A 22238-nucleotide genomic window follows, 5' to 3' on the forward strand; every position below is an offset into this window, starting at 1 on the left:
ACAAAGCAATCGCAGGGTAAAGCGAATAGCGACCTACTCGCGACGCTTTAAGTTAGAACGGATGTACTCATCCGTTCTTTGCAAGAAGCAAATAGAAAACAGTAGCGCCTTATCCGTGGCGCTCGCCAGCCATCTTGCGCCGACGAACCATAGCACCCATCAAGCTCAAGCCTGCCAACAACATGGCGTAAGTCTCTGGCTCGGGAACGGGAGACAGTAAGAAAGCGTGTCCGTCGGTAATACCCAAAAGATTATTGACCGCTGTTCCCACAATCGCACCATGATCATTGATGCCAGCCGCTTCCTTCAGCACCCAGCCAGCGCTTGCCAATGCAGGATCGAGAAAACTATTTAAGTCTATCAGGGTAGTACCATCCCAGAACATTGCATGCTGGGAACCATCAGCCAATTCGCTCCAGCCTACAACTTGTCCAAAGTTGTTGAGAGCAAGTGCCGAGCTATTTGTACCGCCTAGGGTACCCAGATCGGTCAAGGCAGCGCCATCCCAAAATGTAGCATGCTGAGCGAGATCACCCGTGAGATAACTCCAGCCGGCAATTTGCCCGATTTGGTTTATCGCCAATGCATTGCTGTCAATACCGCCGAGGGTACCAAGATCGGTAACCGAACCGTTGTTGATATCCCACAATGTCGCATGGCTGGCGGTATCGCCGGTTGTAAAGCTATTACCCACAGCGAGTCCGGCGTTGTTGATTCCCAATGCCTCGCCGGTTTGCCCGCCAAGCGTATCCAATACCGTAGGTGTCGTACTGTTGTCCCAGAGTAGCGGTTTGTAGGAACTGTTATCAGCAGCCACCGCAGCTCCGATGATTTGCCCGAGATCGTTAATTCCTTGCCCTACGCTCCAGAATTCGTCCTTGCGTCCCGCTAGGTCATCAAGATCGGTTCGAACGCCCGCGGCGTTCCAGGTTGAAGAAAAAAACCAGAATCCCCGGTCAGCGTAGCCGCCAGTAACCGCTCCTGAATCGTTAATGCTCCAGCCGCGACTGTTCATGCCGTAGGTTTCGTTGGTGGTCATGGTGGTACCATGCCAAATCGTAAGAATTTCCCCGTCATCCCTGGTAGAGGTCCCGCGGCTGTTACCTCCGGTGATTTGTCCAGCGTTATTAATGGCGAGCGCGCTTGACCAGGGCCCGCCTGCGGTGCCAAGATCATGGAAGACATAACTGGTCGCATTGGCCTGGCTCGCAGCTAGAAACAGAATACTCGCCACGGCGAAACCAGCAAATTTTACGTTGGAATACTTAATAGTTTTAGATTTCATATCTTTCTCTGTATAAAGTTAGAATGGATGTACTCATCCGTTCTTTGTAATAAATAAGCAAATAGGAAAAGATGGGCAGCAGCTTAACCGTTAAGCGGGTCAGCTTCTTTGCGACGGCGGGCCATCACACCCATCAAACCAAGACCCGCCAGCAACATGGCATAAGTCTCTGGCTCTGGAATCGCAGAAATTACCGTGATGGTGCCGCTCATACCATAAGTCTTCAGTGCTGCGAATTGGTTGGCATAATCACTTCCACCGACAAAAGCAGTGTAATTACCCGCCATTAGGTGAAAACTTTGCATAACCATATTGTCAAGCAAGTTGTCCCCCCCGGGAATGACACCTGTGCCATAGTCTTGAAAGCCATCATAAGCGTGACCAATGTAGGTGAAGACGCTTGGTGCAACTTCATCAAGCGGTGCTTCGTTAGTGATTCGCCAGTCGCTCAATGCTCTGAATGAACCTTCAGTGAAGGCGCCTCCGCTATCTATGTTACGAAGAGTTGTTGAAGAGGCCGAGTAGTCGTGATCCGCGCCGCCCGGAGTAGTAAACGGATCGTGCACATGCCCCCTATGGAGCGAAAATCCCGGAGTGAGTCCGTTGCGTCCACCGGACGCAACCGCTTGTTCGAATGAAAGCTGAATTTCGGCGTCATTGGTTAGTGTGAATTGATAGGCGACCACTCTATGCGTATCGCTCCAATCGTTATCGGTACCGTCGATCCAGCCGTAATTACCCGAAACACTGGCCGTGAGAGTAGCCGTTGCTCCCGGTGTTCCATCAAACGTGCCTAGAGTCTTCGGAAAGAAGTGGGCCATAGCCGGCGCTGAGGCTAACCCAGCGCCCAAACCGGCAAAAATCAATGCATATTTAAGTGAATGTTTCATAAGTTTTCTATCCTTTTATAACCTATGTTTAAGATAAAGCTCACCTTGTTCAGGCAAGATTACGATGATGTACTTAGAATGAATGAATCCCATCCATCAATAGCATGCGTGAATCCATCTATTCTTCACAATAGTCCGAAATGACTATTGACAATGAACCCATTCCCGGCTGGGTAAAAGGGATATGCACAGGGTTAAAGTACAACCTATTGGAATTTAATAAGGCACATCAAACCATGAGTGGATAATCCTAGAATCCATACATGGACAAAGTGGAATATGTGATTAAGGGTGTGCTGAGACCAGGCATAATGATATGCAAATGGCTATCCGTTCCAAGAAGCTACAAGTATCCTTTAATTCGCTGCGTTAACGGCTTCACCGAATGGACGAAATCGTCAATCATGGAAGAATTCTTTGGAATCTGCTATTTTTTATCCTTTCAAGCGGTCAACCACGATTTCTAGGCTTGACCGGTAAGCCGACGAAATATTGATTGGATTCGCGCGCAGCGGGGCGGTAGAAGGTGAAAGCAAGGGCGGATTAGCGATGATCGGGGTTGGACCAACCTTGGCGATGGCTTGTACCCGATTGAAGACATTAAGTTTCTTGAAAATACTCTGCAAATGGTTTCTTACCGTGCAAGCACTGATTCCAAGAATGGATGCGATTTCAGAATTTGTTTTGCCCATCCTGACCCAGTCCATTATTTCGGCTTCGCGCCTACTCAATCCATAATTTTTCCTGCTTTGCAGCAAATTTTCCGAGGGGAACATAGTCTGATGCTGACAAGCCCAGGGCTTGATCCGGCGCAAAGCGTTATCAAGATACGGCAGCAGGCTCTCCATAACACCCAGCGTAGTGTCGTCGAAACTATCCTTCGAATTAAATATGATGTAAAGACAGTCCTGACCCATGCGCTCGTCACTGGCTCCGTGTACGAGCAAAGATCGCATGCCGCAGAATATTTCGCCAGTAGTGCAAGGCGGCGTGTAATCATCGGACTGGGAATCGTGTGCATCCAGGCTTTGCCGGTAAGGCACTTTGCCCAGCGCAATCCACAAGCTATAAAGCTCCTGTTGCAACGTTAACAATTTTTCCGAATGTAAAAATCCGGTTCTGATTCCTGGCAATGCGGAAACAACGTCGTATTCAACCTGGTTCTCGGCAGTACCAATCCAAACCGCGAGCATGATCTTATGCGGTAGATAGTGTTGCACTTCTCCCTGCAGCCACTTCAACAGATCGCAATGACTGCGAACGGCCATCCCCTCTCGGATGATTCTGAAGTAAAGCTCTAAACTCCCATCAAATGTCGAGGGTAAAAAATTCATGTAAAGCAGCCTGCCAGTACAGTATTTTTATCAATTCAAAGTCGTCCGAAACAATTGTTTGATGGGCGATTGAGCGCAATCGCTCGCAGCACAGCATAGGCCTCTGATATCGGATCAGGATTATCGCTATTCCGGCCGCGAATTAAGACCGAACCAATATTTAGACTGTGTGAAAGAAAGTTTTCCATATGCGATCTCCGCTCACAAATGAAATTGCGTGCGCTAATAAGCAAAAAAATGCAGATAATGTTCACGGTAAACCACGAAAAGTGAAGAAGACTGGGAACTTATTTACGACTATCCTTTCAATCGCTCCCCGGCATTGTTATGCGAATACATCAATGGCGTCAATGCGGCAAATTGTCACAGACTATCTATAGGAATAATGGATTTTGTCCACTTAGCAATGAACCGTTCGCGATCTGGTTACGTAGTTCCGGTGGTATGACGATTAATATTTCGGTAGATGTAGATCGAGCAGATCCGCGAGGCAGATGGTTGTAACGAATAGTCGAAACATAATTCTAAAAAACGCAATTACTGTTCAAACGGACATTTGATAGCCAAATTCCAGTCAATTCTTCCCTGACCGGCTGTTTAACCCATTGAACAAATCCGTTACGAGGTGAATTGTATGATTCTTGTGATGCACGGCAGCATTGCAATTCCATGACATGGAATAACGCACTTATCAGCTAAAGCCTAATGTAATCCAATCAGCATTAAGTTTGGTTGGATTACCCAAGAAATAACTTATAGGCGGGATTCTTCGTCTCATCCCAATAGTGATAACCCAGTTGATTCAGGAATGCTTTGAAGTCAGATCTTTCTTCCGGAGGAACCTGGATTCCGATCAGCACGCGGCCATAGTCGGCGCCATGATTGCGGTAATGAAACAAGCTGATATTCCAATTATGGCTCAAGTTGTTAAGGAAATTCATCAACGCGCCGGGACGATCAGGAAATTCAAAACGGTAGAGAATTTCGTTTTTAACGTCATGCGCGTGTCCGCCGACCAAATGACGAATATGCAGCTTGGCCATTTCGTTGTTGCTCATGTCTTCGGTAGCCAAGCCGCTTTGTTTTAATTCGCTGATCAGTTTCTGGGTTTCCTCCTGATTGCGCACCGATACGCCGACAAAAACATGCGCCACTTTCGGATCGGCATAACGGTAGTTAAATTCGGTGATGCTTTTGGCGCCCAATAAATTACAGAACTTTTTGAAACTGCCGGGTTTTTCCGGAATCGTCACGGTCAACACAGCTTCACGCCGCTCACCGATTTCTGCGCGTTCTGAGATATGCCGCAGCCGGTCAAAATTCATATTGGCACCGGATGCAATCGCAACCAACGTTTTATGCAGGATTTTTTCACGTGCGACGTACGCTTTGATGCCCGCAACGGAAAGCGCGCCGGAAGGTTCCAGTATCGTTCGCGTATCTTCAAATACATCCTTGACTGCAGCGCAAATGGCGTCGGTATCGACCAGAATCACTTCGTCGACCAGTTCGCGGCATAAGCGGAAGGTTTCCTTGCCCACATGCCGCACCGCCACGCCGTCCGCAAATAAACCCACTTGCGCCAATTTGACCCGGCGGCCGCTTTGTAATGAACGGTACATCGCATCCGAATCGACCGGCTCGACGCCGATGATTTTGATTTTCGGATACAGCCGTTTCACATAAGCCGCTATGCCGGAAATCAACCCGCCTCCGCCAATCGGCACAAAAATCGCGTGAATATTCCCGGTATGCTGCCGCAAGATTTCCATGCCGACTGTTCCCTGCCCGGCAATCACGTCCGGGTCATCGTAGGGATGAACAAACGTGGCTTGCTCTACTTTCGCCAGTTTTATCGCGTGCTCGTAAGCATCGTTATAGGAATCGCCATGCAAGGCAACTGTCGCGCCCAGCGCCATCACCGCATTTACCTTGATTTGCGGCGTCGTCACCGGCATCACGATGGTCGCGCTACAGCTCAACCGCTTGGCAGCTAATGCCACACCTTGCGCATGATTACCGGCAGAGGCCGCAATCACACCGCGATTGCGCACCGCAGGCGATAACTTGATCATCTTGTTATATGCACCGCGCAGCTTGAAAGAAAAAACCTGCTGCAAATCTTCCCGCTTTAATAACACCTGATTATGGATGCGCCCGGATAAATTGGCAGCAAGCTCCAACGGACTCTCGATCGCCACATCATAAACCTGCGCGGTCAGTATTCTTTCTAGGTAATTGTTTTTCATAAAGGAAGGCGGGTAAATCCAGGTAAACTTTTAATCTGGGACTTGGAAAAGGATTTTATCACGATCAGGAGGGTGTAAGTTTTGTTGCCATTATGAAATTTCTGGAAAATAGTTACTAAAAATCTAAGCTTATTTAGGAATTCACATATGTACCCACAGCATCATAAAATCAGATCCATTACAGCAACCATCATGGTCATTATTCTAAGTGGTTGTCTCTCTACCAGCCAGGTTTTAGAAATGGGGCGAGATACTTACTCCGTAACCGCAACTGCTGATGGATATCGCCTTGCATCACAGGCGAGAGAAAGTGCCTTTCAAGCGGGAACAGAAAAATGCACATGACTTGGCAAACGCTTTATGATCACTAATGAATCAACCGCTCGCGCGCGTATGGGAATTGACACCACAGTAACCGTGACATTTCGTTGTTTGAATGAGAACGATCCTGAATATTTAAGACCAAATGTTAGGGAAACTCTGAATAACTGTCCTTTCGAGCGCAGAGAGAAATCTATCGCGTTGATTTACAAAGATTCCTCGCTTTGTTCGGAATGACAAACATGAGTTATTCAGAGTTTCCTTAGATAAACACCCGATGTCGTAATCGAAGACCAAAGAAAGAAAGCAATAATTGAACATGATACTTCACTTGCTGTTCCTATGGATCAATTGAAGATTCGAACTGCTCATCCACTGAACGCCAACATTAATCGTCACCAAAGTTATGCCAGAATTTGATACTGAAAAGTTTCTCAACACACCAATTTACGCATTTGACTTCCAATTCATGATATGTGAAGGATTTCCTCGAGTTCGCGGAGAATAACATTGATTTGCAATACCAACGTGAGTTACAAGAGATCGCGCAGCGAAAAGACTGGGATCAATTTCCGCCAGATTATTGTGAACGTGAACATTTAGAAGGGGGAATCAATCATCGTTTTCGTGTGAGTCTGCCCCTGCGTATACGCTATGGCGCATTGTTGGCATTTATAACATCAGTTGAATGGTCAGTGAAATTACTTAGCATGAATGCTCTTTCTCTCGTTCCCGAGAAACGAGGCAATCCGAATCACACTGTAATGGTTTTTTCGAAGCATCCATTAATTCTTTTTCATGAGACTTGGTGGTTTACAATAAAAACTTGATGGAAACTCCGCATTACGCTGCTTATTTCTAATGACATCTCCCCCTTCATTCACACATATCATAATAGCTTTATCCAAAATTGGGAAATACTCATTAGATCCCGGCTGTGCCGAAGTTGGTGGCACTTTTTCTTTTATCCTCGCACATAGATCATGCTCACCTGGCTTTGTCGGATTATCTTGCATGGCAGGCAATGGACAAAGGCTACAAGGATCTCCCGAACACAAACATCCCTTACAACTTGCAAGCACTGACGTTGCGAACATAATCAGCGACAAGCTACAAATAAAAATTACACTTACCTTCAGCACTAGCGACCCTGGCGACATATACATTCTAATTCCTTTTATTAGTATCAAATACTGTTTTACAGTTAGCAATGAACAAGAATTCACACTTTTTGTGTATACTGATTTTACAATATCTCAAGATGCAATAGAGCAGTAAGAGAAACATTGTGTTAGTTTCTTACGTCGGTAGTTTGATGAGACTCTATGAACTTATCCATTCTTATATCAGTAATCAGGTTTTATTGAAAAATCTTGGCGCAGAACTTAATAGCGTCACATTGCAGAGATGCATCGGTTCACTGAATCATATGTTTCATAGAATTCTTAATTTGCTCTTTCCTTGCTATATGAATACACCATAGAAACTTATGAATTAATGACTGAAAGGGTAATTATGAAGATTAATTCCAATTTTAAAAAAAATAATTTCACCATTTTATTTACTAGAACTTGTCTCATTCTTTTTCTGAACGTTTTGGTTCTGCCTCTTGTGCACGCAGAAAATATTTCGAATCTTCAAAAAAATGCCAGTATTGCCTATGACAAAATGATGCAAGCCAAGCAATCAGCGGATACTTTAAATAAGGATGCTGTTTTTGCAGAAAAGACATTGGCCGCAATTAAGCAGAAATTAGCCACAGCCGAGCAAGAGGCTGAAACTGCCAGAAAAAAATCAGAACAGGCTAGGATCTCAATGGAACAGGCAATCAATCAATGGAAACAAGCTTCAGATGCGTTAGCTAATGAATGGGGGAAAACTGATAGAAAATAAACAGGGCTAATTCGACTTCAAGAAAAGTATCATTTTGACATGAAGAATACCGGCTTCCAAAAATTCTTCCCCAGAAACCTTGAATCCAAATTTTTCGTAGAATTTAACTGCGCTCGCTTGTGCATTGAGCATTACTTTTTGTTTATGCCGGTTTCTTAATTCTTCCAGCATCTTTTGCAGCATGGCACTGCCATATCCTTTACCCCGCCATTCCTTTAATACTGCCATACGTCCAATATGACCATCCGGCAATAATCTTGCAGTCCCCACGGGTTGTCCATCAGAATTGCTTGCTAACACATGTGTACTAATTGCATCGAACTCATCCCATTCTAAAGATTCCGGAACTTGCTGTTCATGAATAAAAACTTCAGTTCGGATAGCACGCAAAGTGAGTACTTCATCTTCCCAGCTCACAATATGTACCGGATGAGAGTAGCGCATGATTTACTTCTTGCAGTTGGTTAGGTTGGTTACTGCACATTGAGTGACCAATGTTCATCATTTGAAAGGATGGCGCAACAGGATAGTATCTTCTCTATCAGGTCCTGTAGAAATCATATCGATGGGTATTTCACAAACTTCTTCCAAACGTTTCAGATAATCCTGTGCGGCTTTTGGCAGTTGATCAAACTCTTTAATTCCGGCTGTATTTTCTGACCATCCGGGTATTTCCTCGTAGATCGGTTCACAACAATCCAGATCATCAGCACCAATCGGCAATATATTGCTATTATTACCATCGCTCAGTTTATACCCTACCCCAAGATTAAGAATTTCTACACCGTCTAAGACATCTAATTTAGTAATACATAGCCCTGTGACTCCGTTTATTTGAATCGAGCGCTTTAGTGCAACCGCATCAAACCAACCACAGCGGCGAGGACGCCCTGTTGTCGAACCGAATTCATGTCCACGTGTGGCAAGATGCTTGCCTACTTCGTCGTCCAGTTCAGTCGGAAATGGCCCAGAACCAACACGTGTTGTGTATGCTTTGGTAATACCCAGCACATAATGCAACATTTGCGGTCCAACTCCACTGCCAGGACCTGCCGCGCCAGCCACACAATTACTAGACGTGACAAATGGGTATGTGCCATGATCAATATCCAATAACGCACCCTGTGCGCCTTCGAATAACAGATTATCCCCCGCTTTGTGCGCATTAAATAAAAGCTGGGGAACATCAGCCACCATCGGTTTAATCCGCTCAGCTTGTACCAGTGCATCATCCATGGTTTTTTGAAAATCTACGACAGGCATATGAAAATAATTTTTCAACACAAAATTGTGATAATCCAACATCTCACCTAACTTCGCAGCAAAGCGATCACGGTGGAATAAATCTTGCAAACGAATTGCGCGTCGCGCGACTTTATCTTCGTAAGCTGGACCGATACCACGTCCTGTGGTGCCAATCTTCCCTACGCCTCTAGCAGTCTCACGCGCATTATCTAATGCGACGTGACAGGGCAAAATTAACGGACAAGCTGCACTAATCCGCAAGCGCCCACTGACATTGACACCATTATGCTCAAGCATATCAATTTCATTGAGCAGCGCTTCCGGAGAAATCACCACTCCATTTCCAATATAACAAACAACACGGTCGCGCAGTATGCCGGATGGGATCAGATGTAATACGGTTTTTTTATTTCCTATGACCAAGGTATGACCCGCATTATGGCCGCCTTGAAAGCGTACAACGCCTTGCGCATGATCTGTTAGCCAGTCAACCACCTTGCCTTTTCCTTCATCACCCCATTGCGTACCAATGACTACTACATTTTTAGTCATATCACTAATCTCTAAAAAACTTTTCTTCTAAAATATTAAATTTCCTCAACGATCCATTGCCCATTATGAAATACTAATTGCCTATCGCAATCCAAGGATTCGTTCTCTTGTCCCGGTAAATCCATCACAACGATTTGCCCTGAGCTGCGCAGTTGCTCGATCATATTTTCCAGTTCTTTATTTTTTTTCTGGAAAGGCGCGCGTATTCCGCTGGGATATGTTTGAGGTTTCACCAATCTGGACAGCTCTCTGAGATCCATGCTAAAACCAGTAGCTGGCCGTGCCCGCCCGAAAGCTTTCCCTATTTCGTCATAACGTCCACCTAAAGCAATAGCGTTTGAGCAGCCATTCGCATACGCAGCAAAGACCATTCCGGTATGATAGTGATATCCACGCAAATCCGCCAAATCAAACGCAATCTCATCGACAATTGGTTTCAATTCTTCTTCCACTATACTCAATTCATTCAATGCAGTTCTAATCTCCGGATAATCCGGCAATCGTTTAATAGCATCTACCAAAATATTCTTATCACCATAAAGCTGAGGCAATAACATCAATGCGTCACGCGTATTTTTTTGTAACTTTATACACAATTCCTGTAAAGTCGAAACATCTTTCGCTTGCAAAACCGCAAACAATTCGGTTTCAAGTTCTCGCGATATACACGCACCTTTAATTAGACCCCGGAAAACTGCCACATGACCGAGATCCAGATGAATTTTACTAACACCTGCGACAGACAAGCATTGCAACATGATCCGTTGAACCTCTAGATCACTTTCCAACCCTGAGTGGCCATAAAGTTCCGCACCTACTTGCAATGGCTCTCGAGTTTGGGTTATCCCAGATGGCACGGTATGCAATACGCTATTGGCATAGCATAGACGTGTTATGCCTTCAGAATTCAACAAATGTGCATCAATTCTCGCAACTTGCGGAGTCATGTCGGCACGTAGGCCCATCATGCGCCCACTAAGCTGATCTATCACTTTGAACATATGCAAATCCATGTCGCTGCCACTGCCGGACAGCAACGATTCCACATACTCTAACAAAGGCGGCATTACCTGCTGGTATCCGTGTACCAGCAACAAATCAATGATCTGACGACGCATTACTTCGATATGCAATGCTTCTACAGGTAATATATCCTCGACATATTCTGGAAGTAGCCAATTTTGCATGTTTATGATCGACAAATTGTCAACGAGAAGAATAGAAAATAATGTTAACTTACGATAAGTAGCAACATTAGTCCAACCAACATTGAAGTCAGACCAATAAAACGTATCTGATGATCATTAATTTCAATCATTTTTCTAAATGCTTCTCTCCAAGTCTGGGGAGATAAAAATGGCAGCATCCCTTCTAGAATTAACATCAAGGCAATCGCAATCAGAAAATTTTCCCACATATTAATACAGCTCCTGCTAAATCAGGCATTCATTACGTTTTCTAAAATAGAAGAAAAAATTAAGAGGTTCTGTTGTAATCGAGTATAAAAATATCCACGATTTCCAGAACCTCTTCATAAGTTACTATATGAAAAAATTACATATATTCACTAAGTAAGAAAACCATAGACTAAAACTTATTCTTCAATAAGCAAAATCTTAGTGGAATCTTCGGGCCTATCGCCAATCGATCAATCCCTCATTTTATTTACTAACAGCAGGATTTTTCAAATACTTGAAGAAATCGGAGGTAGGTTCAAGAATCAACATATCTCCTTTATTTTTGAAAGATTGTTTATAGGCATCAACGCTACGCCAAAAAGCATAGAATTCGGCGTCTTTCTGAAAAGCGTTTGAATAGGTTGCGGCTGCCTGACTATCACCATCACCCATCGTTTTCTGAGCTTCGCGATATGCTTCCGCCATTATGACTTCACGTTGTCTGTCGGCATCAGCACGAATCTTCTCTGATTCAGCAGCACCAGTGGAACGTAATTCATTGGCAACCCTTTTACGTTCCGCTTCCATGCGTCTATATACCGATTCACTGACTTCCTGAGGCAAATCCACTCGTTTCAAACGCACATCAACAACTTCTACTCCAATCGAACGAGCATCGCTATCAGCTTTCTGACGCATAATTTCCATAATAACATCACGCTCACCCGAAACAACATCATGAACTGTACGATTACCAAATTCATCACGTAAACTGGCATTAATAGTTTGCGCTAAACGTGTTTGCGCTAAACTTTCATCACCACGTACGCTGATATAGTATTGTTTCACGTCTACAATACGCCATTTCACAAACAAATCTACCAAAACGTTCTTTTTCTCCGAAGTAATAAAACGTTCAGGTTCTTCTGTGTTCATCGTCAAAATGCGTTTCTCAAAAAGACGTACATTTTGTGCGATAGGAATCTTAAAATAAAGACCAGGTTCCGTTTTAACATCAATCACTTCCCCTAGTTGAAACAAAATAGCTTGTTGCCGCTGATCTACAATATAGATTGCAGAACTTCCCAGAAAAAACACTGCAATGATGATACCTGAAAACACTGATGTAAAATTTTTCATCTATCTTATCTCCCGTTCGCGGCTACGAAAAGACTCTCGTGCCCGCATTCCACTATCTGGCGCTGCCTCCTGCACCATTGGCTGCGCAGTTACTGGTGAAACTGACGTTGATCCGCTCATATTTATTAGCTTATCCAACGGCAAATACAAGAGATTATTACCATTCTTTTGATCAACGAGAATCTTACTAGTATTGGAGAGTACCTGTTGCATCATGTCTAGATACAAACGTTCGCGCGTCACTTTTGGCGCTTTACTATATTCCACAAGAATTTGTTCAAAACGACTGGCGTCACCCTCGGCACTTACAATCACTCGTTGTTTATATCCCTCAGATTCTTGAATCAATCGAGCAGCATTACCAACAGCTCTTGGAATCACATCATTGGCATAAGCCTGTCCCTCATTCTTTTGCCGTTCTCTGTCTTGCCCTGCTTTTACTGCATCATCAAATGCAGCCTGAACCTGCTCTGGCGGTTGCGCATTTTGCATAGTCACTTTGCTGATAGAGATACCTATCGCATAACGATCTAGAATCTTCTGCATCAGTTGAGTCGCATTGGCTGCAACTTGCTCACGCCCTTCATAAAGGACATAGTCCATTTTACTCTTACCAATCACTTGTCTGATCGCAGTCTCAGCTGCTTGTAGAACTGCTTCTTCAGGATTTCTATTTTCAAACAGAAAGCTTTCTGGATTATTCAATATATATTGCACCGCAAACTGAATGTCTATGATGTTCTCATCATCTGTCAACATCAATGACTCCCGGAGCACCTTGCTTCTCACATTGTTACGGTAACCAATTTCAACTGTACGAACCTGACTGACATTCACTATTTCTACTTTCTCGACAGGATAAGGTAAATGCCAACGCAAGCCTGCCGGTGTCGTGTCAGTATATTGACCAAAACGCAATACAACACCTCGATGGCCTTCATCCACAATATAAAAACCGCTTGCCAGCCACACCACCACGAGCAAGCCGAGAATCAATGCGATACTCCCGCCACTCTGTTGCTTGGGGCCTTGAGTATTTGAACCCTCATCACCTCCACCACCTTTTTTTTGCCCGAAAATATTATTGATCTTTTTATTAACATTGCGCAGCACATCATCCAAATCTGGTGGACCGGAATCGCCTTTATTTTTTCCCCATTGTGGATCATTTAATCCCATATTAATTCCTGTTTTGTTCGTTCAAAAAAGTTCTTGTACCGTAGCACAACCTCCAATTACTTTCTTAATATCTGTAGATTGCTCATACATTTTCTTGGAGTTTTCCACAAGTGCTTCTGTCAACGCTAATCTTACAAACTCTATCCCATCGCCTGTTTTTGCACTTAAACGAATGCGTGATATTCTACCATACTCATCGCGTGCGCAACCTTTGCCGCCCACCGCCAAGTCTGTTAGGTCAATCTTGTTTAAGATTAAAACTTGAGGAATTGTATCAGCATCGATTTCTTTTAATATCTTATTAACTTCTTCGATCTGTTCATCACGATTCGGACTGCTGGCATCTATTACGTGAAGCAGTATATCGGCCTGAACAGTCTCTTCAAGCGTTGCACGAAAAGCTGCCACTAGCATATGCGGCAATTCGCGAATAAATCCTACGGTATCCGAAATTACTACTGAACCGCTTTCAGCGAGAAACAGTTTTCGTGTTGTCGTGTCCAATGTGGCAAACAGCTGATCGGCAGCATATGATTGCGCACGTGTTAATTTATTAAATAGAGTCGATTTTCCTGCATTAGTATAACCAACTATAGATACCGAAAGTACATTTGTACGCCGTCTTGATCGTCTTTGGACGTTACGTTGACGCTGCAAGGCTGAAAGCTTTTCTTTAAGTAATTTAACTCGCTTTTTAATTAATCGTCGATCTGTTTCCAGTTGAGTTTCGCCAGGACCACGCAACCCAATACCGCCTTTTTGTCTCTCAAGATGCGTCCATCCACGCACAAGGCGTGTTGCAAGATGTTCTAACTGGGCCAATTCTACTTGTAACTTTCCTTCATGACTCTTAGCACGCTGAGAAAAAATATCGAGAATCAAACAAGTGCGATCGACGACATTACAATTTAAGCGTAAGGACAAATTACGTTGCTGAGCTGGCGATAAATCATGGTTAAATATTACCAGCGAAGCATTGTTCTGCGATAATAGCTGCGCTATTTCATCGATCTTTCCGCTTCCAATATAAGTTGTAGGATCAGGACGAGAACGTTTTCCTTCCACAACCGCCATAACCTGAATCTTAGCACTGATAGCCAACTGCTCTAACTCTTGCAAGCTATCTTTATGCGTAGCACTACCAAAGTCAAGACCAACTAGTATTGCTGGATTAATAGCTTTTATTCTATCCAAACCTGATTCAGGCATCAGGTATCACGAGCTTCCATTGTTTCAATAGGAATAGTAACAGCTCTTGCGGGCACTACTGTAGAGATCGCGTGCTTGTATACCATTTGCGTAACTGAGTTTTTCAACAGTACTACATATTGATCAAATGAATCAATTTGTCCTTGCAATTTAATACCATTTACTAAATATATCGATACCGGAATATGCTCTTTGCGCAATATGTTTAGAAATGGATCTTGCAGTAACTGTCCCTTGTTACCCATAGGTAACTCCCTATTCTAATTATTAGTTATTGGAATAAATAGTGACTCTACTTTATTTTTATATGTAAATCTATAACAGATTTCACTAATCAGTAGAACCACAAAATTAAATCAATCATTGTTTGTCATAATGATCGCCACATTGCAAGCATCCAGGTTATGTTCATAACATCTGGATGCTTGATTTGTCTTCCATACTTCAAGAAAAATTCAACAAAATTGCTTCCGATTTTTTAAATTCTAGAGAAATTAAAACGGTACGGATCTTGGTGTACTATTGTTGGAAGGTGGAAGAATCGGCATTCTGATATCAGGTTGCTCACCAGTTAATGTTTTTAGAAAAGCAACAATACTATCAACTTCCTTCTTGTTAAAATCACGATCTAATTGCACTTTACCCATAGTCTTTACGGCATCTTCCAATGTTGCAGCCGCTCCATCATGAAAGTAGGGGTAAGTTAATTCAATATTTCGCAATGTTGGTACTTTAAAAACATTCAAGTCAGTATCTTTTCCAGTAACCGCTTTTCTTCCTTCTGCTTTACTTGCTGTTTTATAAGGGTGATGTACACCAAACTTCTGGTAAAGCGCACCACCTACAGCTGGTCCATTATGGCAACCCGAGCAACCACTACTCTTAAATAACTCATACCCTTCCAGCTCCTGCTGATTCAGTGATTTTTTGTCACCTTCCAGCCATTTATCAAAACGTGATCCTGGTGTAACCAATGTTTCTTCAAAAGCAGCTATCGCAGTGGTTACTCGATCGATATCAACCTGATCAGAACCAAATGCTTTTTGAAAATAACCGCGGTACTGAGGAATTGATTGCAACACTTCGACAGCCACTTTATGCGTTGAAGCCATTTCACCTGGATTTGCGATAGGCCCTCCCGCTTGTTCTTTTAAATCCTTAGCACGTCCATCCCAGAACTGAGCTAAATTCATGCTAGCATTTAATACAGTAGGAGCATTAATTGGGCCTTCTTGCCACTTATGACCAATAGAGGTCGGTATATTATCTGTTCCACCCATGCTTAAGTTATGGCAAGAATTACAGGAAATAAATCCGGATTTCGATAAGCGTGGATCAAAAAATAACATTTTACCCAGTTCAACCATATCAGCATTTGTTACTTTAGCAGCTTTAATGGGTTGGATAGGTTCATTGGCTGAAACATTAATCGAAGTGACAAGAGCGCCCATCGATAACAGTGACGCAACCAGTGTACGTATCTTCATCGGTTTCTCCCTAAATAGATATAATAAAACGGCTGTAATGGCGCAGCCGATTACGCCTGATGAAACACCCACAAATGGGAATCTTTAAAAAACAAAGTGAAGCAATTCTACCCCGTTTCTTAAAATTTACTGGGAATAACTCAAATAACCCTTAATAAATACTTTATATCAAACGGACTATTCATTCACTTCCAGATGATTAATTAGAATCTCTCTTGTTTCACTGGCTAAATTATTTTTATCATAACCAGCGCTTTGACAAGGATCAGCTTTTAACAATCGTGATAATTCTGTCAATGCTTGTTTGTAAACCTTGCGTTTAAACTCTACAACCGAATCTAGTTCGACCCAATATTGATTCCAGCGCCAAGCGTCAAATTCTGGATGCGCACTTCCGCGTAACGAAACATCACTATCGCGCCCTATCAAACGCAACAAATACCAAATTTGCTTTTGGCCTTTGTAGTTTCCGCGCCATTCACGCCTAATCCAGCGATCAGGTACCTCATATCTCAGCCAATCGCGCGTTCGCCCAACAATTTCAACGTGATTTGGATGCAACCCTATTTCTTCAGTTAATTCCCGATACATGGCTTGCTCAGGACTTTCTCCCGACTTAATACCACCTTGTGGAAATTGCCAAGAATTTTGTCTTATGCGCTTACCCCAAAATACTTCATTCTTTGAATTCAGCAGGATAATACCAACATTGGGGCGATATCCGTTACGGTCAATCATGTGAATTACTCATTTGACCCATCAAATGGGTAGATTTTTTCATACTTTACTATAGATTGAAAGTGCCTATAAAACAAAAACTCCATACCTTAGAGAGATTCTATCTATTTAAGTTGATAATCTATCCATAACGATAGACTAACTCGCACTTCGCCAAGTATTTCAAGGTAAAATTACTATCATCTTATTATCATAATGGAATCACTCATGCGCGTCTCGCAATTTTTTATTTCAACGCTTAAGGAAGCACCTACCGAAGCAGAACTAATCAGTCACAAACTTATGCTACGCGCCGGGCTAATCAAACGCTTAGGCAGTGGACTATATACTTGGATGCCGTTGGGTTTAAGAATACTACGAAAAATAGAAAACATTGTTCGTGATGAAATGAATAAAAGTGGCGCTATAGAAGTTTTGATGCCTGCGATACAACCTGCTGAATTATGGCAAGAAACTGGCAGATGGGATGTATTCGGTCCACAAATGCTAAAAATCAAAGATCGGCATGAACATGATTTCTGTTTTGGCCCAACGCATGAGGAAATCATAACCGACATAGTACGCAGAGAAATCAAAAGCTATCGTCAATTACCACTCAATTTCTATCAAATACAAACAAAATTTCGTGATGAAATTCGACCACGTTTTGGAGTAATGCGTGCACGAGAATTCTTAATGAAAGACGCGTATTCTTTCCACACTGATGAAGACAGTCTGATGCAAACCTATCAACTCATGTATGAAACTTATAGCCGTATTTTTACACGCCTTGGTCTGAAATTTCGTGCCGTTGCGGCTGATACTGGTGCTATAGGAGGCAGTGGTTCACATGAATTTCATGTCTTAGCTGAATCTGGTGAGGATGCGATCGCATTTTGTCCAGAATCAGATTATGCCGCCAATATTGAGTTGGCTAGTGCATTATCAGCGCAACAAGAACGGGCTAAACCCGAAGGTGTTATGCTGAAAATCCCAACACCCAATAAAAAAACCTGTATTGAAGTTGCGGAATTCTTAGAAATACCATTACAAAAAACAATCAAAACCCTTGCAGTAAAGGCAAATAATAAAATATTTTTACTATTACTGCGGGGTGATCATCAACTCAACGAATTAAAAGTGAGGAGAATACCCTTTTTATCCGAGTTCCAGATGGCAAGCGAATCAGATATTCTACTTGAGACTGGAACAATACCTGGATACATTGGTCCCGTTGGGTTAGATACTTGTGTGATTGCTGATCAAACTGTCATGAGTATGAGTAACTTTGTTTGTGGGGCAAACAAAGAAGGGGTTCATCTGACACAGGTGAATTTTGATCGTGACCTCAAAATACCCGATCATGTTTTCGATATCCGAAATGTTGTTGCAGGTGATGATTCTCCGGACGGTAAAGGAAGACTAGAAATCTGCCGCGGAATTGAAGTAGGCCATATTTTCCAGTTGCGTACAAAATATTCTGAAATCATGAAAGCCAGCTATCTCGACGAATCGGGTCAAACCCAATACATGGAAATGGGTTGCTATGGCATCGGTATTTCACGCATTGTTGCCGCCGCAATTGAACAAAATCACGATGATCATGGCATCATTTTTCCAGCCACGATGGCGCCCTTTCAGCTCGCAATCATACCGATTGGTCTGCAGAAAAGTAGTTTGGTAAAAGATGCCGTGGAAAAACTGTATCAACAGTTTTCAGATGCTCAAATCGAAGTGCTTTTAGATGATCGTGACGAACGCCCTGGTGTCATGTTCGCCGATATGGAGTTAATAGGTATTCCGCATCGGATTGTGATTGGCGAACGAGGTCTCAAGCAATCCATCATTGAATATCAAGGAAGAAAAGATCAAGCATCGCAAGCGATACCCATGGACCTAATTTTTTCATTTATAGCAAATAAAATATGTACAAACTAATTTGCACGATACTACTTTTGCTCTTTACAGGCATCATACATGCCAATAATCCGCATTATGAAACGCTTGCTGCCAATACCCAAACAGTCATTCTCCACGAAAGAAGTGATCAGGCCGCTTCATACACTGAATATGCCGCCGTAGCTGACAGTATCACTTGGCTTATCAGCATGAGTCGCCGCTTAGAGAAATTCATACCTGATCCAATCGAACGGGAAGAATTTCTGAGAACGGTTTTTTATGAAGCAACACGTGCAGGATTGGATCCGCAACTTGTGTTAAGTGTGATTCAAGTTGAAAGTGGTTTCAAAAAATACGCCCTTTCGCATGCGGGTGCGCGCGGCTATATGCAAGTGATGCCATTCTGGACTGAAGCCATTGGCCACCGGGATCACAATCTTTTTCATTTGCGCGTTAATTTACGCTATGGATGCACCATTCTGCGCCATTACCTCAATAAAGAAAAAGGCGATTATTTCCGTGCCCTTGGACGATACAATGGCAGCTTGGGTGAAATTACCTATCCACAGCTTGTGTTTAATAAATGGCAAACCACTTGGCGTTATACCGCATCATAGCCGAAAAAATAGTTAGGTATTTCTATTGATTATCAATCGAGAAACTGAATCAAATTTATTAGCGCGTTTGGCCCACACTTTTCTTAATTGACTTTGACTCAATAAACTTTTCTATACTTTCTCTCGAAATGATCCCAAGCTGGCGCGCAGCTGGTTTTCCATCCGGATCAAAAAAATAAGTACTGGGCAGCAGTGAAATATCGTCGAGTTGAGAAGCAATCTGCCGATTACCTAAAACAGTGGGATATGTAATTGACATCGACTGAACAAAATCCATAACCACTTGTGGGTCACTAAAATCCATTGCCACACCAATCACCATAATGTCTTTTCGGCTCTCATATAACTCAATTAAATCAGGAATTTCTTTCAAGCATGGCGGACACCAAGTTGCCCAGAAATTAACCAGAACCCACCGTCCTTTATAGTCTGCCAGCTTATGAATCTTCCCTGTAGCATCTTTGAACTGAAATGCTTGTGCTTGAGCACTCAGTATCAGTGTTACCAAACAAAACAACACTGCCAGTTTGTGCTTCATCACTTTGTGGCAAAGCTTCCATTGAGTTCTTGTCGACATTCTCAACTCTGCTATACCTGCGGATGAGCCCGTTCCAGCTTGCTATGCAGCTTATTGAGCGCACTGAGATAGGCTTTTGCTGACGCCACAACAATATCGGTATCTGCGCCATGTCCATTGACGATACGGTCAGACTTCTGTAGCCGTACGGTTACTTCTCCTTGTGCATCAGTTCCACTGGTAATATTGTTAACCGAAAATAATTGCAGCTTAACCCCACTGGATAGTAGCGTTTCAATCGCACGGAAAGTCGCATCCACCGGACCGCTTCCTTGAGATTCAGCGTTCATTTCACTTCCATCGTCAGAAATAACAATACGCGCATAAGGAACTTCGCCTGTTTCGCAGTGAATGGTAAGTGATATTAATCGGTAGCGCTCTTGTAGTACCAGTACTTCATCTGAAACCAGTGCATGGAGGTCTTCATCAAATATCTCGTGCTTCTTATCCGCCAACTCCTTGAAACGCATAAAAATATTATTGAGCATTTCTTCGGATTCCAGTTCAATGCCTAACTCCATAAGGCGATTGCGGAATGCATTACGCCCGGAATGTTTTCCCAGTAATAACTTGTTTGCACCCCAACCCACATCTTCTGCGCGCATGATTTCGTATGTCTCTCGGTGTTTCAGCACGCCATCCTGATGAATACCAGATTCATGTGCAAAAGCATTGGCTCCTACAATCGCTTTATTGGGCTGCACCGGGAAACCGGTAATGCCGGAAACCAGCTTACTTGCCGATACAATATGCGTGGCATCGATTTTCGTATCACAGGGAAAATAATCCTGGCGCGTTCGCACAGCCATAACAACTTCTTCCAGTGAGGCATTGCCTGCTCTCTCTCCTAAGCCATTAATGGTGCATTCCACTTGCCGCGCGCCATTCATAACGGCAGCCAGCGAATTGGCTACAGCCAACCCTAAATCATTATGACAATGTACCGAAAAAATCGCTTTATCCGAATTCGGAATGCGTTCACGCAAACTACGAATCAGCTTACCGAACTGATCCGGCATGGTATAACCCACCGTATCCGGAATATTCAATGTCGTCGCACCTGCGTCAATAACAGCTTCAAGTATCTGACACAAGAAATCTATTTCTGAGCGACCTGCATCCTCTGGAGAGAACTCAACATTATCGGTATACTGACGCGCCCATTTCACAGCTTTCACGGCTTGTGTAATCACCTGATCAGGCGACATCCTTAGTTTATTCTTCATATGGATTGGAGATGTCGCAATAAACGTATGGATACGCGCCGATTGCGCACCTTTTAATGCTTCACCTGCACGCTGAATATCAGCCTCGATCGCACGTGCCAATCCACATACCACACTTGCCTTTACCGAGTCAGCCACTGCTTTAACAGCTTCAAAATCGCCGTTAGATGCTGCTGGGAATCCTGCTTCAATAACATCCACACCCATACGTTCCAGCTGCCAGGCGATGCGCACCTTTTCTTCTTTAGTCATGGACGCACCAGGACTTTGTTCACCGTCACGCAGCGTCGTATCAAAAATAATTAAATGCTCTTGCATTATGCTCTCCACTTCAGGAAGAAAACTTAAAGTAAGATAAAACTCGTTTTTCGAATTTTATAGGGAAGAAAGGGAAATAGGGATAGAAAATTTTAGCGCGCAAGGCGCAACAACGATCCCGATAGAGCCATCGGATCTGAAAGAAAATGTAGCAAGTGGTTATACTTTTTTGCAAACATAATGGTTGTGAATATAAATAGTTTTTTCTTTCTGTGCAATAGATAATCGTCAGGAGCTCGGTGTTTCACTATTTTTTTTACTTCTGCCAAACCGCCATAATTTAACAAAATAACCCGAAAATGCATACGCCGCAAACAGAGAAAATAATACGAGCGGCGGATGACTGGGAATTAAAACAAAAAAGAACAGTACTAATAATAAGACTGTAAAGAATGGAACCCGGCGACGTAAATTAATTTCTTTACCGCTATAATAAGGAATATTACTAACCATGGTTAAAGCAGCAAATAAGGTAACGATACTAGCCAGCCATTTTATATCACTCCCTTGCACCTGAAAATTAAGCATTACCCAAACAAGTCCTGCGATTAATGCAGCTGCGGCAGGACTAGGCAAGCCTTGAAAAAAACGCTTATCAACCACTTCTATATTGGTATTGAATCGCGCAAGCCGCAAAGCCGCACATGCACAGTAAATAAATGCGATAATCCAGCCCCATTGATCCATATCTTTCAAAGCCCAC

Annotated in this window: 21 protein-coding genes and 1 pseudogene; 4 read left to right on the plus strand and 18 right to left on the minus strand. The window is 43.2% G+C overall.

Features of this window, described 5'->3' with window-relative positions:
- Window positions 1-109: 109 nt before the first annotated feature.
- The 4 genes from QZ942_RS04325 to ilvA all read right to left on the minus strand — a co-directional run bounded on the left by QZ942_RS04325 (window position 110) and on the right by ilvA (window position 5758).
- Window positions 110-1285: a PEP-CTERM sorting domain-containing protein gene (locus tag QZ942_RS04325; protein WP_292993465.1), complete on the minus strand. Its 1176-nt coding sequence runs from the start codon at window positions 1283-1285 to the stop codon at window positions 110-112.
- A gap of 83 nt (window positions 1286-1368) precedes the next feature.
- On the minus strand, window positions 1369-2175 hold the full coding sequence (locus tag QZ942_RS04330) for an FxDxF family PEP-CTERM protein (RefSeq protein WP_292993466.1): 807 nt from the start codon (window positions 2173-2175) through the stop codon (window positions 1369-1371).
- A 434-nt stretch (window positions 2176-2609) separates the two neighbouring features.
- On the minus strand, window positions 2610-3509 hold the full coding sequence (gene epsA, locus QZ942_RS04335; RefSeq protein ID WP_292993467.1) for an XrtB/PEP-CTERM-associated transcriptional regulator EpsA: 900 nt from the start codon (window positions 3507-3509) through the stop codon (window positions 2610-2612).
- Between the two features lie 737 nt (window positions 3510-4246).
- Window positions 4247-5758: a threonine ammonia-lyase, biosynthetic gene (gene ilvA, locus QZ942_RS04340; RefSeq protein ID WP_292993468.1), complete on the minus strand. Its 1512-nt coding sequence runs from the start codon at window positions 5756-5758 to the stop codon at window positions 4247-4249.
- 147 nt (window positions 5759-5905) lie between these two features.
- On the opposite strand from ilvA, the gene QZ942_RS04345 reads away from it, so the two are divergent.
- Entirely contained in the window at window positions 5906-6103 is a 198-nt protein-coding gene (locus QZ942_RS04345; RefSeq protein WP_292993469.1) for a hypothetical protein, read from the plus strand.
- Between the two features lie 761 nt (window positions 6104-6864).
- Here the strand turns inward: QZ942_RS04345 and QZ942_RS04350 are convergent.
- Window positions 6865-7095 carry a hypothetical protein gene (locus QZ942_RS04350; RefSeq protein ID WP_292993470.1) on the minus strand — a complete coding sequence of 77 codons (231 nt, stop codon included), beginning with the start codon at window positions 7093-7095 and terminating at the stop codon, window positions 6865-6867.
- Window positions 7096-7576: 481 nt separating this feature from the next.
- Here QZ942_RS04350 and QZ942_RS04355 point away from each other — a divergent pair, with 481 nt between their 5' ends.
- Complete coding sequence (locus tag QZ942_RS04355; protein WP_292993471.1) at window positions 7577-7972, plus strand: hypothetical protein; 396 nt, start codon at window positions 7577-7579, stop codon at window positions 7970-7972.
- 6 nt (window positions 7973-7978) lie between these two features.
- On the opposite strand, the gene QZ942_RS04360 is transcribed toward QZ942_RS04355, so the two are convergent.
- From QZ942_RS04360 to QZ942_RS04405, 10 genes are all read right to left on the minus strand, one after another.
- Window positions 7979-8416, minus strand: a complete 438-nt coding sequence (locus QZ942_RS04360) for a GNAT family N-acetyltransferase (RefSeq protein WP_292993472.1) — start codon at window positions 8414-8416, stop codon at window positions 7979-7981.
- Window positions 8417-8473: 57 nt separating this feature from the next.
- Window positions 8474-9769 carry an adenylosuccinate synthase gene (locus tag QZ942_RS04365; protein WP_292993473.1) on the minus strand — a complete coding sequence of 432 codons (1296 nt, stop codon included), beginning with the start codon at window positions 9767-9769 and terminating at the stop codon, window positions 8474-8476.
- Between the two features lie 35 nt (window positions 9770-9804).
- Window positions 9805-10956, minus strand: coding sequence for an ATP phosphoribosyltransferase regulatory subunit (locus tag QZ942_RS04370; RefSeq protein WP_292993474.1), 1152 nt, complete (start codon window positions 10954-10956; stop codon window positions 9805-9807).
- A gap of 44 nt (window positions 10957-11000) precedes the next feature.
- Window positions 11001-11186, minus strand: coding sequence for a DUF2065 domain-containing protein (locus QZ942_RS04375; RefSeq protein ID WP_292993475.1), 186 nt, complete (start codon window positions 11184-11186; stop codon window positions 11001-11003).
- 244 nt (window positions 11187-11430) lie between these two features.
- Window positions 11431-12306 (minus strand): protease modulator HflC, encoded by an 876-nt coding sequence (hflC, locus tag QZ942_RS04380; RefSeq protein ID WP_292993476.1) that lies wholly within the window; start codon window positions 12304-12306, stop codon window positions 11431-11433.
- A complete protein-coding gene (gene hflK / locus QZ942_RS04385) occupies window positions 12307-13485 on the minus strand; it encodes an FtsH protease activity modulator HflK (RefSeq protein ID WP_292993477.1) in 1179 nt (392 codons plus the stop codon).
- Between the two features lie 21 nt (window positions 13486-13506).
- Complete coding sequence (gene hflX / locus QZ942_RS04390; RefSeq protein WP_292993478.1) at window positions 13507-14694, minus strand: GTPase HflX; 1188 nt, start codon at window positions 14692-14694, stop codon at window positions 13507-13509.
- Window positions 14694-14939, minus strand: coding sequence for an RNA chaperone Hfq (gene hfq, locus QZ942_RS04395; RefSeq protein ID WP_013964969.1), 246 nt, complete (start codon window positions 14937-14939; stop codon window positions 14694-14696). Before hfq ends, hflX begins: the two co-directional genes overlap by 1 nt.
- Window positions 14940-15188: 249 nt before the next feature.
- A complete protein-coding gene (locus QZ942_RS04400) occupies window positions 15189-16181 on the minus strand; it encodes a cytochrome-c peroxidase (protein ID WP_292993479.1) in 993 nt (330 codons plus the stop codon).
- 177 nt (window positions 16182-16358) lie between these two features.
- Window positions 16359-16919: an RNA pyrophosphohydrolase gene (locus QZ942_RS04405; protein WP_292993480.1), complete on the minus strand. Its 561-nt coding sequence runs from the start codon at window positions 16917-16919 to the stop codon at window positions 16359-16361.
- Window positions 16920-17126: 207 nt separating this feature from the next.
- Here QZ942_RS04405 and QZ942_RS04410 point away from each other — a divergent pair, with 207 nt between their 5' ends.
- Window positions 17127-18836: a proline--tRNA ligase gene (locus QZ942_RS04410; RefSeq protein ID WP_292993481.1), complete on the plus strand. Its 1710-nt coding sequence runs from the start codon at window positions 17127-17129 to the stop codon at window positions 18834-18836.
- Window positions 18824-19414 (plus strand): lytic transglycosylase domain-containing protein, encoded by a 591-nt coding sequence (locus QZ942_RS04415; protein WP_292993482.1) that lies wholly within the window; start codon window positions 18824-18826, stop codon window positions 19412-19414. The genes QZ942_RS04410 and QZ942_RS04415 overlap by 13 nt, the downstream gene beginning before the upstream one ends.
- Window positions 19415-19472: 58 nt before the next feature.
- Here QZ942_RS04415 and QZ942_RS04420 read toward each other — a convergent pair whose 3' ends face one another.
- The 3 genes and pseudogenes from QZ942_RS04420 to QZ942_RS04430 form a co-directional block, all read right to left on the minus strand.
- A complete protein-coding gene (locus QZ942_RS04420) occupies window positions 19473-19991 on the minus strand; it encodes a TlpA disulfide reductase family protein (RefSeq protein ID WP_292993483.1) in 519 nt (172 codons plus the stop codon).
- 11 nt (window positions 19992-20002) lie between these two features.
- The gene (locus QZ942_RS04425) at window positions 20003-21535 is read right to left on the minus strand and encodes a 2-isopropylmalate synthase (RefSeq protein ID WP_292993484.1); all 1533 of its coding nucleotides are present in this window, start codon (window positions 21533-21535) and stop codon (window positions 20003-20005) included.
- 228 nt (window positions 21536-21763) lie between these two features.
- Window positions 21764-22238 (minus strand): annotated as a pseudogene (locus tag QZ942_RS04430) (CDP-diacylglycerol--serine O-phosphatidyltransferase); the annotation flags it as partial.

Origin of the sequence: Nitrosomonas sp. (assembly GCF_021731985.1) — a bacterium.
In the GTDB taxonomy this organism is placed as follows: Bacteria; Pseudomonadota; Gammaproteobacteria; order Burkholderiales; family Nitrosomonadaceae; genus Nitrosomonas.